The organism is Halopenitus persicus (assembly GCF_002355635.1).
GTDB classification, from domain to species: Archaea; Halobacteriota; Halobacteria; order Halobacteriales; family Haloferacaceae; genus Halopenitus; species Halopenitus persicus_A.
The window spans coordinates 1,835,971-1,848,807 of record NZ_AP017558.1; the positions used below are offsets into that span (position 1 = coordinate 1,835,971).

General features: G+C 69.3%; 9 protein-coding genes. 5 read left to right on the forward strand and 4 right to left on the reverse strand.

The features are described 5' to 3' along the window. The first annotated feature begins 121 nt into the window (after positions 1-121). A complete protein-coding gene (locus CPZ00_RS08900; RefSeq protein ID WP_096390566.1) occupies positions 122-1,672 on the forward strand; it encodes a stage II sporulation protein M in 1,551 nt (516 codons plus the stop codon). Here CPZ00_RS08900 and CPZ00_RS08905 read toward each other — a convergent pair. The 3 genes from CPZ00_RS08905 to CPZ00_RS08915 form a co-directional block, all read right to left on the reverse strand. Further along, complete coding sequence (locus CPZ00_RS08905) at positions 1,615-3,057, reverse strand: FAD-binding oxidoreductase (protein WP_096390567.1); 1,443 nt, start codon at positions 3,055-3,057, stop codon at positions 1,615-1,617. The genes CPZ00_RS08900 and CPZ00_RS08905 overlap by 58 nt on opposite strands. Positions 3,058-3,168: 111 nt before the next feature. Then, a complete protein-coding gene (gene citZ / locus CPZ00_RS08910) occupies positions 3,169-4,317 on the reverse strand; it encodes a citrate synthase (protein WP_096390568.1) in 1,149 nt (382 codons plus the stop codon). A 171-nt stretch (positions 4,318-4,488) separates the two neighbouring features. Further along, positions 4,489-6,393 carry a PINc/VapC family ATPase gene (locus CPZ00_RS08915; RefSeq protein WP_096390569.1) on the reverse strand — a complete coding sequence of 635 codons (1,905 nt, stop codon included), beginning with the start codon at positions 6,391-6,393 and terminating at the stop codon, positions 4,489-4,491. 178 nt (positions 6,394-6,571) lie between these two features. On the opposite strand from CPZ00_RS08915, the gene CPZ00_RS08920 reads away from it, so the two are divergent. The 4 genes from CPZ00_RS08920 (at position 6,572) to CPZ00_RS08935 (ending at position 12,278) form a co-directional block, all read left to right on the forward strand. Continuing rightward, positions 6,572-8,278, forward strand: coding sequence for a histidine kinase N-terminal 7TM domain-containing protein (locus CPZ00_RS08920; protein WP_199243343.1), 1,707 nt, complete (start codon positions 6,572-6,574; stop codon positions 8,276-8,278). 119 nt (positions 8,279-8,397) lie between these two features. Then, positions 8,398-9,339, forward strand: coding sequence for a UbiA family prenyltransferase (locus CPZ00_RS08925; RefSeq protein ID WP_096390570.1), 942 nt, complete (start codon positions 8,398-8,400; stop codon positions 9,337-9,339). Between the two features lie 52 nt (positions 9,340-9,391). After that, on the forward strand, positions 9,392-10,609 hold the full coding sequence (locus tag CPZ00_RS08930; RefSeq protein ID WP_096390571.1) for a M20 family metallopeptidase: 1,218 nt from the start codon (positions 9,392-9,394) through the stop codon (positions 10,607-10,609). 103 nt (positions 10,610-10,712) lie between these two features. Then, the gene (locus CPZ00_RS08935; RefSeq protein ID WP_096390572.1) at positions 10,713-12,278 is read left to right on the forward strand and encodes a carboxypeptidase M32; all 1,566 of its coding nucleotides are present in this window, start codon (positions 10,713-10,715) and stop codon (positions 12,276-12,278) included. Between the two features lie 18 nt (positions 12,279-12,296). Here the strand turns inward: CPZ00_RS08935 and CPZ00_RS08940 are convergent, their stop codons facing one another. Further along, positions 12,297-12,785, reverse strand: a complete 489-nt coding sequence (locus CPZ00_RS08940; protein WP_096390573.1) for an SHOCT domain-containing protein — start codon at positions 12,783-12,785, stop codon at positions 12,297-12,299. Positions 12,786-12,837: the final 52 nt, after the last annotated feature.

A 12,837-nucleotide genomic window follows, 5' to 3' on the forward strand; every position in this document is an offset into this window, starting at 1 on the left:
TAACCGTGGGAGGGCGGTGACCCGGATCGGACGTCGGACGGCCGTCGTCGCGTCGTCGTTCGGGCTGACTCGTCCGCCACCGGCGTTCCCTTTTAAGTATCCCCTCGCCGTTCGCCCCGATATGGACCTGTCAGCCGCCCTGACGAACGCCGTCGCCGCCTACCGGCGACGCCCCACGGACCTCCTGCCCTTCTACGTGCTCGGGACGGCGATCCCGGTCATCACGCGCGCGGTCACGGCCGTCGGATTCGTGGCCGCCTACGCGTATCTCGAGATGACCGGCCGGGTCGGGCGCGTCCGAGCCGCGCTCGCTGAGGGGGACCTCGGATCGATGCCCGACCCGGAGACCGACCCGGCCGCGTTCCAGCGGTGGACCGACTCCCTGAGCACCGTTCTCGAGCCGCTCGCCGATCCCGTCGTCCTCGGCGTGATCGCCGCGACGCTGGCGGCGACGATCGCGCTCTCGGTCGTCCTCTCGGCGGGCGTCTCGGCCGGCCAGTACGCCGCCTGTCTCGCCCGGCTGCGGGACGACCGGGGCACGCTGGCCGGGATCGGCGGCGTTCGTGCCTACTGGCCCTCGATCCTCGGGGCGTACCTGCTCGAGGTCGCGATCTGGATCGCCGCCACCCTCGGCGCCGCGATCGCCGTCACGGTCGCCTCGGTGGTCCACCCGGTGCTCGGCGTGCTTGCGGCCCTCGCGGCGCTCCTCGGCTGGACGGTCATCGTGCTCTGTACCAGAGCCGTCTTCGCGTTCGCGCCCGTCGCGATCGTCGTCGACGACGTCGGCGTTCTCGGCGGGATCGACGCCGGACTCGGGTACGTCAGGGCGAACCCGGCCGACGCGCTCGGCTACTACGCCCTGACGACCGCCGCGCTGTTCGTCGTGGCTTCAGCGGGCGGCGCCCTCGCGTTGGTGGAGGCCCCGAGCCTCGTCGGTCTCGCGAGCCTGCTCGTGGTGGCACCGGGACTCGATCTCGTCAAGACCGGCCTGTTCGGCCGGTGGCGCGAGGCGGTCGACTCCGTCGACCCGCCGGACGATCCCCTCCGCGAGTCGGTCCGTGCCGGCATCGGTCGCGGTTGGTCGGAGATGACCGAGTTCGTCCGAGCCACCCTCCCGACGCACGCGTTGGTCGTCGCGGTCGCGGTCGCGAGCTTCGCGCTCGGGTGGGTCGCTGCCGGTCCGTTCGAGGACGTGGTCACCGCCTCGATCGCGGCCCGCCTCGAGGGGCATCTCCCACCCGCCGCGGCGGTCGAGTTCTTCGCGAACAACTGGACGGTCACGCTCGGAACCGCCTTCGCCGGCGTCGTCCTCGCGGTCCCGACCGTCGTCGCCCTCTGGTTCAACGGCTTCGTCTTCGGGATCGCCTTCCGGCTGGAGACGGACCTCCTGGAGCTCGTGGCGTTCGTGATCCCGCACGGACTCCTCGAGATCCCGGCGCTGTTCGTCGCCGGCGCGGTCGGCCTGCAGCTCGGCCGGTCGGGCTGGCGGACCTGGCGCGGGAGCGACTCCCGCGTCGCCCTCGCGGACGACCTCGAGCGCGCCTTCCGGGTGCTCGTCGGGGTGGGGATCCTCCTGCTGCTGGCGGGAGTGATCGAGGGCTTCGTGAGCCCGTACTACTTCCGGTTCGTTCGACCCTTCGTGCCGCCGTCGGTCGCCGAGGCGCTCGCCTGACCGTCCGCGTCCGGCAGCACCTTCCCCGGGTTCAGGATTCCGTTCGGGTCGAGCGTTTCCTTGACCGCGCGCATCGTCTCCACGCCCGCCGCCCCGTGCTCCCGCTCGAGGAACTTCCGCTTCCCGACGCCGATCCCGTGCTCGCCGGTGGCCGTCCCGCCGAGCTCGATCGCCCGGTCGACGATCTCGGCGTGGGCAGCCCGCGCTCGCTCGACCTCTTCCGGGTCGCCGTGGTCCGCGAACACGCCGTAATGGAGGTTCCCGTCCCCGGCGTGACCGAAGCAGGGGATGAACAGGTCGTACGACTCGGCCACCGACTGGACCGCCGCGATCATCTCCGGGTAGCGTCCGATCGGAACCGTCACGTCGCCGGATCCCTCCATCTCGCGGTCGGGGTCGTACTCCTCGCTCGCGTAGGCGATCTCCTCGCGGGCGCGCCAGAGCTCGGCCATCTCGTCGCCGCTCGCGATCGCGAACTCGGCGACGTCGTGCGCCTCGACGATCGCCCGGTAGAAGTCGATCTCCTCGTCGATCCCGTGGTTGGCGTGGAACTCGACGAACGTCATCGGCCGTTCCGGCAGCTCGACGTCGGCGTAGGCGTTGACCATCCGCGCGGTTCGCTCGTCGATCAGCTCGAGCTTGGCGACGTCGACCCCCGAGGTGATCACGTCCGAGATCGCCTCGGTCGCGTCCTCGAGGGTCGGGAAGACTGCGCGACCACCCTTGATCTGCTCGGGACGGCCGGCAAGCTGGAGCGTCGCCCGCGTGACGACCCCGAGCGTTCCCTCGCTGCCGATCACGAGGTTCAGCAGGTTGTACCCGCTCGAGGTCTTGGCCGCCTTGCTGCCGACCGTCAGGACCGTTCCGTCGGCACGAACGACCTCGAGCTCGAGCACCCAGTCGGCGACCTCGCCGTACTTCACCGTCTGCTGGCCCGAGGCGTCGGTGGCGATCATCCCGCCGATCGTCGAGATCGATCCCGAGGACGGTAGCGGCGGGAAGAAGAGCCCGCGCCCGGCCACCGCCTCGTTGACGGCCTCGCCGATGACGCCCGGCTCGACGTCGATCTGCAGGTCGTCGGGACGGATCTCGAGGATCGCATCCATCCGAGTCATGTCGAGGCTGATCCCGCCCTGGACGGGCGTCGCGTTCGCCTCCAGTCCGGTTCCGGCCGCGTACGGCGTCACCGGGACGCCGCGCTCGTTGGCCGCCGCCAGGATGGCCGAGACGTCGGCGGTCGATTCGGGAAACGCCACCGCGTCGGGTTCGACCGCCTGCCCCTTCCGGGTGCCGAAGTCGCTCGCGTGGTTCCGCCGGTCGGAGCTGCCGCGCGAAACCGACCCCTCGAGGTCGAGACCGTCGAGGAACGAACAGTCGTGGTGCATACGGTAGCAGGAGTGGGTGACGGGCTTAAACCCACCGCGGCGCTTCGCTTTCGGTCGGCGTTCGGATTCCGGTCGGCGTTCGGGTACCTGGGGTGATCGAGCCGGGGTTCGTCACCGCTCGTCGATCGGGACGAACTCGACGTCCTTCCGCCCGGTGTACCGGGCTCGCGGGCGGATCAGCCGGTTGTCGGTCTGGTACTCGAGGACGTGGGCGATCCAGCCGCCGGCCCGCGCCATCGCGAAGATGGGCGTGTACATGTCCGTCGGGATCCCCAGGTGGTCGTAGACGGAGCCGGAGTAGAAGTCGACGTTGGGCGCGATCCCCTCCTCGAGGAGCCCCTGGTCGGCGAGATACTCCTCGATGGCCGTCGTGTAGTCGAGCCACTTCGTGTCGTCGTTCGACGCCGAGAGGTCACGAAGCCGCTGCTCGAGGATCTCGGCTCGCGGATCCTTCACCCGGTAGACGCGGTGGCCGTACCCCGGGATGCGCCGTCCATCCTCGCGGGCGGCCGTCGCCCACTCGACGGGGTCGGTCCCGCTCGCGTCGATCTCCTCGAGCATCTCCATGACGTCCTCGTTGGCGCCGCCGTGGAGCGGTCCCGAGAGGGCACCGATCCCGCCGATGACCGACGAGTAGATGTCGGCCATCGTCGAGGCGATGACCATCGAAGCGAACGTCGAGGCGTTGAGCCCGTGGTCGGCGTGCAGCGTCAACGCCATGTCGAAGGTCTCCTCGGCGACGTCGTCCGGCCGCGCGCCGGTCAGCATGTACAGGAAGTTTCCGGCGTAGCCGAGCTCGTCGTCCGGGTCGAGCGGCTCCTCGCCCCGCCGGACGCGGTCGAAGGCGGCGAGGATCGTCGGGATCTTCGCGGTGATGCGCCGGCCCTGGCGCCGGGTGGCCGCGAGGTCCTCGGCATCGGCGTCCGCCTCGGGGTCGTAGGTCGGAAGCATCGAGACCGCCGTTCGCAGCGCGTCCATGGGATCGGCGCCGGACCGGGCGAGGTCCCCGACCGCAGCGAGCACGTCGTCGTCGACGGAGCGCTCCGCGGCGAGGTTCCCGGCGAACGTCTCCAGCTCGGCGCGCGTCGGTAGCTCGCCGTGCCACAGGAGATACAGCACCTCCTCGTAGCTGGCCTGCGTCGCCAGGTCCTCGATGGCGTAGCCGCGGTATCCGAGCTTGCCGACGTCCCCGTCGATGTAGCTCAGCTCGGATTCGGCGACGAGAACGCCCTCCAAACCACGCTTCAGCTCGTTTGACATATGCGGACCCTTCCCGTTAGCCGGAAAAAAGCGTTGCCGTTTCGGAGACGTTCGTGACGTCGATCGTCGAACGTCCTCACGACGTCCCCGCGCCGTCCGGGGACGACACCGAGCGACCGAACGGTTCGTTCAGCCCGATGAGAACGCTTCCATCCGGCGAGGACGCTCGGATCAGCCCCGTGCGGGGACGACCGAGATCGTGCGCTTTCGGTCGATCGCGTCCTCGAGCTCCTCGGCGATCGCCGAACCCCGAGAGACCTGGATCTCGCCGCCTCGTCCGACGGTTGCGGTGAAGAGGTACTCGTCCTCCGCGCGCACCTCCACCGTCTCGCCGACGTCCTCCTCGACGGGGATCACGACGTGCCGTGAGGTGATCTCCGGCTGGACGACCGCGCCCCGGTCGCCGCCCATCGCCCCGGCCCCGCCCGCGCCGGTAGCCGTCCCCGATCCGGTTCCGGACCCGCCGGCACCGTCGCCGGTCGGGGTCGGCCGTTCGTCGTGGGTCCGGACGTCGATGTCGATGCCGAGGCGGTTCTCGATGTCGGAGATCCGGCCGCCGCCCTTCCCGATCACGTAGGAGATGTCGTCCTCCTCGACGTAGACGATCGCGGTGTCGCGTCCCTGCAGCTCCACGTCGACGTGGCCCCGGGCGACCGACCGTATCTCGCGTTCGATCTCCTGTTTGGCGATCCGCGAGACGCCGCTTTCGGCCCCGTCCTCGCCCTCGGCCCCGATCGGCACCGTGACCACCTGGCGGTTGAACGTGTAGATCTCGTAGTCGGCGCGGCCGGTCTCGAAGTCCCGAACCCGGATGACCGGACGCGCGAGGTCCTCCGCGGTGAGTCCCTCGGGAACCTTCACCTCGGTGTCGACGTCGTAGACCGTGTGCACTCTTCCGGCCTCGATGTAGACGACGGTATCGACGATCTGGGGGATCATCCCGAGTTCGACGCGCCCGACGAGCCGCTGGAGCGCGTCGATGGCGCGGGAGGCGTGGACGACGCCGACCATCCCGACGCCGGCCATCCGCATGTCCGAGAAGACCTCGAAGTCGGCGGTCTTCCGGACCTCGTCGTAGATCGTGTAGTCGGGTCGGACGAGCAGCAGCGAGTCCGCGGTGTTCGCCATATCGCCGCCGAGAGCGCCGTACTGGGTGATCTCCGGACCGACCTGGAGGTCCCGCGGCTTCTCCATCGTCTTGACCGCGTAGTCGCTGTCGTTGAGGAACTCCGCGACCGCCTGTGCGAACGTCGACTTCCCGGCACCCGGCGAGCCGGAGATGAGAACCCCTCGTTTCGACTCGAGGAAGCGCTCGCGAAGCTCGTCGGCGAACTCGTAATCGTCGAGCTCGGTCTTGGCGATCGGCCGGACCGCGGTGATCTCGATGCCGTCCGCGAAGGGCGGCCGGGCGACGGCGATCCGGTAGTTCCGGTACTGGACGATGTCCATTCCCTCCTCGGAGAGCTCGACGAAGCCGTCGTTCGACCCCCGTGCGAGGTTGACGATCGCGGTCGCCCACTCGCCCATCCGATCCTCGCTCGTGGGCTCCTCCTCGATGACCTCGTAGCGCATCTCCCCGAGGGTTCCGCGTTTGGCCTTCGGCCTGGTGCCGGCCTTCAGGTGGACCGACATCGTCTCCTCGGTGAAGTAGTCGGCTATCGGCAGCTCCTCGACGGAGCCCCGGGTGACCGGCTCGACGTACTCCACGTCGATCCCCTTCGCCCGCGCGACCTCGGCCTGGACGACGTCGCTGGTCAGCAGCGTCCCGTCGTGGTCCTCCGCGACGTCCCGGATGATCGCGTCGACGTCGCCCTCGCTGGCGGCCCGCGTCTCGGTGGCGCTCGGGCGTCGGCCGACGTACGACAGCGAGACCGTCCCCTCGTCGGCGAGCTCGGCGAGTCGCTGGAGCTCGGAGAGACCGTCCCAGCCGGGCTCGTGGCCGTCGTTCGCCTGCGACTCCAGCTCGCCGACCACGGCCTCCGGGACGACGACGGTCGCCCCCTCGTAGGTCCCGTCCGCGACGCGTTCGGACACGCGGCCGTCGATGACCGCACTGGTGTCCGGTACAACGTTCATACCGGACCTGCGGGCGGGATCGGTATAAGCGTGTTCGACTGGCGGCTCGCGGTTCGAGGCGGTCGCCCGCGGCTAACCCACCGGCGCGTCGATCTCGCTCCGCCGGTACTGAACGTGGTTCAGCGATCCGATCCCACTTTGGACGGTCCTTCAGGTCCACAATCTTGATTACCGGCTGGTGTCACCACCACCTAGAGTCACCGTGATCCCCTTGACGGTCCTGAAGGCCGCGTTGATCTGCACGGTCGTGATCGGGATGACGGGGGGACTGATCGCCTGGCGCGAGCGACCGACCCCGGGGTCGGTCCCCCTAGCCGTCCTGCTTGCCGGCCAGTGCTGGTGGTCGGTTACCCTGTTGTTTCGGATCGACGCGACCGGGATCGTCGCGAAGGCCTTCTGGGTGGACGTCTCCTGGATCGGGGTCGCGATCATCCCCGTCGCGTGGCTGTTCTTTTCGCTCGAGTACTCGGGCCACCACGAGTACGTCCAGCCGCGGTACGTCGCGGTCGCCTCGATCGTGCCGCTGTGTGTCGCGGTCATCGGGGCGACCAACGTCGCCCACGAGCTGATGTACGTCCGCTCCGCGCTGGTCGAGATCAACGGCGTGACGATGCTCGAGCGGACCCCGGGGCCGTGGTTCTGGATCGCCGCGGGCTACACCTACCTCCTCGGGCTGCTCGGAACGCTTCCGCTCCTCGAACTGATCACCAGCGACGTCCTCGCGTTCCGCGCCCAGAGCGTCGCGCTCATCGTCGGGCTCGTCGTGCCGTGGCTGACGAACGCCCTCTATCTCCTCGACGCCTTGCCGACCTACGGCGTCGACCCGACGCCGATCGGCTTCGCCGTCTCCGGCGTCGCCTACCTCGGCGCACTCACCCGGTTCCGCCTGTTCGGCACCAACCCCGCGCCGATCCGGTACGCGCGGCAGCTGGCCTTTGATCGGATGGAGGAGGGCGCGATCGTTCTCGATTCGAACGGCTACGTCGTGGAGCTGAACGACCGTGCCGCGGCGTTCCTCCGGGCGGATCCGAACGACGTCCTCGGACGGGCGTTCCCCGACGCCTTCCCCCAGGTCGCCGCGGTCGTCGACGAGCCCGAACCGACCGACCGAATGATGCTCCGCGCGGACGATTGCACGCGCGCCTACGACGTCTCGGAGTGTTCGATCGTCGATTACACCGGACGCACGATCGGTCGGTCGATCACCCTTCACGACGTCAGCGCCCATCTACGGCGCCAACGGCGGCTCACCGTACTCAACCGGGTGTTCAGGCACGACGTCCGCACGACCACGCAGCTCATCCTCGGGCACGCCGAGGAGATCGACGACGACGGCGGCCGGATCGCCGACCGGATCGCCGACCGTGCGATGGAGATCGAGGAGCTCAGCGAGAAGGTCCGCCGCGCCATCGACCTCTTCGACCGTGATCGAACGAGCCGGCGGCCGCTCTCGTTGGACTCGATCCTGCGCGATGCGATCACGTCGGCCCGAGAGGCTCGACCGGACGTCACGGTCGACTACGACGGTGCCCCGTCCGACGTCTACGTCGACGAGCTGTTGACCGTCGTCTTCGAGGACCTGATCGAGAACGCAGTCGAACACAACGACGATCCGGACCCGCGCGTCCGGATCGACGCTCGAACCGGGACGGACGACGATGACGTGCACGTCGTCGTCGCCGACAACGGACCCGGAATCGACGACGAGGAACTCTCGATTCTCGAGGAGGGGGACGAAACGCCGCTCCGTCACGGAAGCGGGCTCGGCCTCTCGTTGATCACGTGGGGCGTCGACATCGTCGGCGGCCGGATCGAGTTCGCCGACGCCGACCCCACGGGAACGGTCGTCACCGTTCGCGTTCCGATCCGAGCCCGCCCGTCCTGATCGATCCTCGCCGGCGTCATTCAGGTACCCGTCGATCCGGGCTTCCGTGCACGAACCCGTCCGGAACCCGAGAGGTTACCCGTGTCGTTAATATCAATTGGTCGATATTTGCGACCGGTATGGCACCCGAACCATCCACCCAGTCACGGTCGACTGGACAGACCGCGCTTCGGAACCGTTCGACCGTCGCTCGAGCCCGGACCGTGCTCGAGCGCCTTCGAAACGCCCTGTTGTACAGCTCGACGTATCTCGCGCTGGTCGCGGCCGCCGAGGTCGCGCTCGTGATGATCGTCCTGTCGCTCCCGGTGAACCTCTCGCCGCTCGTCGTCGGACTCGTCACCTTCGCGGTGTACGTCAACGATCGGCTCGCCGACCTCGAGACGGACGCGGCGGTCGCGCCGCACCGAACCGCCTTCGTCCGTCGCCATCAGCGCGTCCTCTACGTCGCCGGCGCGCTCGCCTACGGCGTCGCCGTCGCGCTCGCGGTGACCGGCGGCCCCCTCGCGTTCGGGTTGACGCTGCTGCCCGGCGCGTTCTGGGTACTGTACGCGCTCGACTACTTCGCCGCTCTCGGCAGCCGGATCCGGCGGCTCAAGGAGATCCTGATCGTCAACTCCGCCGTCGTCGCCCTCGCCTGGTCGGTCACGATCGTCGGAATGCCGATGGCGTTCACGAACGCTCCGGTCACCCCGACGGCCGGCGTCCTGTTCGGCTACCTGTTCCTCGCGACGTTCGTCAACGCCGAGATCCCGAACGTCCCCGACGTCGAAAGCGACGCGGCCGCCGGCGTCGCGACGCTCCCGGTCGTTTTCGGCGTGCGGCGAACGCGGCAGTCGCTGTACGGCGTCACGCTGCTCACGCTGGGACTGCTCGCGTACGCCTTCCTGCAGGGGCTCCTCTCCGCGACCACGACGTTCGCGCTCGTCGTCGGGCTCGCCTGTCTGGTGTCCACCGTCGCGTTCCTCGGTCGCAGCGATGCTGAACGACGGATCGCGCTTTCGGCGGAGCTTTCCCGAGTCCCGGCCTTTGGAGTGCTCGTGTTCATCACCCTCGGAATCTGATCGGCCACGGTTCCGCCTCCATTTTTAAGCGCTCGCCGACCGACTCACGTCCATGAGCGAATGCGACGGCGAGCTCCGCGATCTCACGCGCCGGCTGGTTTCGATACCCAGCCACGAGGACGAGACCGCCGCGGGCGACGCGGTCGAATCGTGGCTCCGGTCGGAGACGGACGCGACCGTCGAGCGGGACCCGGACGGCAACGTCATCGCACGGCGGAACCCCGACGCGCCGACGAGCCTCGCGCTCGTCGGCCATCACGACGTCGTCCCCCCGGCGGATCGGCAGCTCGAGGACGAGGGATACGTCATCGCGGAGCGCGAGGGACGGCTCCACGGTCGGGGCACGGCGGACATGAAGGGCGCCCTCGCCGCCTGTCTTCTGGCGTTCCGCGACGCGGCTCCACCCGCCGACCGGGAGATCGCGTTCGCCTCCTTCGTCGGCGAGGAGGACGGCGGCGTCGGGGCACGGGCGGCGATCGACCGCGGATTTGCCCCCGATTTCGCGGTGGTCGCGGAGGGATCGACCGGCTACTCGGCGCCGCCGGACCGCCCCGCCGAGGTCGTCACCGACGTCGCGGTGGCCCACAAGGGTCGGCGCGGGTCGACGTTGGTCGCCGCCGGCGAGGCGGCACACGCCTCCGAGACCGCCGCCGGCGAGAACGCGGTCTATCGCGCCTGCGACGCGGTCGACGTCGTTCGGAACCTCCATGCGCCCGAAACGACGGTGTTCGGCGAGCACGTCGCCGGATCGATCGCGGTCACCGGGATCGAGGGCGGCACGGCGATGAACGTGATCCCCGACCGGTGTACGGTCACCGTCGACGAGCGAACGGTGCCCGGCGAGCGTGCACCCCTGGAGCGAGTCGAGACGGTCGAGGGAATCGAGTGGACCGTCGACGGGGATCTCCCGCCGATGGCGTGCTCTCACGCGGGCTTTGCCGACGTCGTCCTCGAGGTCGCCCGGGCGGCCCATCGGGCCGACGCCGGAGTCGAGGACGAGCACGACTTCGGTGCTGAGTCGTCGGAAGAGACCGACTTCGGTGCCACGTCGACGGACGAGGCCGACATCGTCCTCCCCGAGCACGTCGTGAAACCGCACGCGACCGACGCGGGCTGGCTCGCGGACGCCGGCACCGCCTGCGTCGTCTGTGGCCCCGCCGAGCCCGGCGAGGCCCACACGGAAACCGAGAGCGTCTCGCTCGACGTGCTCCGCCGGTGTCGGCGGATCTACCGCGGGATCGCCGAGCGAGAGATCCCCGACCGCGAGTAGCTCGATCGATCGACGATCCGGCGACGCACTCTTCGTTGGAGACGCGACGTTCGTTTCCTCGGAGACGCGACGTTCTTTTATCGTGACGCCGTACCACTCCTCGATGAGCGACTCCGCCGATACGACCGACGCGTCGGGATCCGCCGACTCCGCGGACGCCCCCGACGCCTACGAGGCTCTCCTGGATCGTGCCCGTCGCTGGAACGCCGTCTCGAGCGCCTCTGGCGTGCTCTCGTGGGACCAACAGGTGATGATGCCCGAGGGCGGGACGCCCGCACGGTCGAAGCAGCTCTCGGTCCTGTCCTCGCTGCAGCACGACCTCCTCACCGCCCCGGAAACCGGCGAGCTCCTCGCCGAGCTCGCGGACGCCGATCCGACGGCCGATCAGTCCGCCGCCGTCCGTGAGGTCCGCCGCCAGCACGAGCGCGCGGACGCGGTCCCGCGGGACCTCGTCGAGCGGATCTCCGAGGCGTCCACGGAGGCGCTCGGCGCCTGGGAGCGCGCGAAGGCAGCGGACGACTTCGAGGCGTTCGCGCCCCACCTCGAGCGCAACGTGGAGCTCAAACGCGAGTACGCAGCCCACATCGATCCCGATCGGGATCCCTACGCCGTCCTCTTCGAGGAGTACGAGCCGTGTCTCCCGCTCGAGCGCGCGGAGACGATCCTCGAGGAACTGCGCGAGACGCTCGTTCCGCTGCTCGATGCGATCCGCGCCTCGGACGCCGACCTCGCGGGCGACACCTTCGTGGGCTCGTTCGCGACGGAGACCCAGGAGGAGCTGGCGCGGGAGGCGCTCGACCGGCTCGGGTACGACTTCGACCGCGGCCGGCTCGACGTCTCCTCGCATCCGTTCACCTCGGGCAACCAGTTCGACTGCCGGATCACGACGCGGTTCGACGAGGCCGATCCCCTCTCCGCGCTCGGGTCCACGATCCACGAGTTCGGCCACGCGCTGTACACCCTCGGACTCCCGGATGACTGGTTCGGAACCCCGCTCGGCGAGCCGCGCGACCTCTCGGTCCACGAGTCCCAGTCGCGGCTCTGGGAGAACCACGTCGGCCGGAGCCGGGCGTTCTGGGACCACTTCCTGCCGACGTTCCAGGACCACTTCCCGAGCACCGCGGACGCCTCCGTCGCGGACGCCTACGAGGCGGTCAATCAGGTCCATCCGGACAACCTGATCCGCGTCGAGGCCGACGAGCTCACCTACCACCTGCACGTCCTGGTTCGGTTCGAGATCGAACGCGACCTGGTCCGCGGGGACCTCGACGTGGCCGACGTCCCCGAGACGTGGAACGACCTGTACGAGCGGTACCTCGGCGTCCGCCCCGAGACCGACGCCGAGGGCTGCCTGCAGGACATCCACTGGAGCCACGGCAACTTCGGGTACTTCCCGACCTACTCGCTCGGGTCGGCGATGGCCGCCCAGCTGTACGCGGCCGCCGAGGCCGACGTCACGGAGATGGACGGTCCGAGCCTCGACGAGCGGATCGCGGCCGGGGAGTTCGACGCCCTCCACGACTGGCTGGCCGAGAACGTCCACCGCCACGGGTCGCGCTACGAGACGAACGAGCTCGTGAAGCGGGCGACCGGCGAGGACTTCTCGGCGGCAGCGTTCACCGACTACGTCGAGTCGAAGTACGGCGAGCTGTACGACGTCTCGGTCTGAGGCGGTCTTCGTGGCTGATTACCCCTCGGTCGCCGGTTTTTCGCGTTCCGGGGTCTCGGCCGTGTCCGTCCGGTCCGCCGCGTCCTCCAGCGTCTCCGTCTCCAGGAGCCGCTCCAGCTTCCGCTCGAACTGCTCGTCGGTCAGTTCGCCGCGTGCGTATCGCTCCCGGAGGGTCTCGAGGGCGTCATCCGTGCCGCCGCGGTTCCCCTCGCGGCGGTTTTCAGTCCTCTCGCCTTTCGATCGCTTCGACGCGGTCGCCGTTTCCGCCGCGTCCTCGTCGTCCCACCACTCCGCGACGTCGGACTCGTCGCCGAACAGCAGGGCGACCAGCGGGACGACCACGACGTAGCCGAGGAGGAGGGCTCCGAGCCACCAGCCCTGGTTGGTAACCAACGCGACCAGCCAGATGCCGGTCACGAGGACGGAGACGATCCCCGTGAGGTTCTCCCTCGCCCGTTCGATCGGACCGTCGGTCGCGTTTCCGGCTCGCGTCGGGTCGGCTGTCATCCTCCTTCCGGTGATCGATCCCCCGGCATCGGTTAAAAAGTCGATCCCCGAG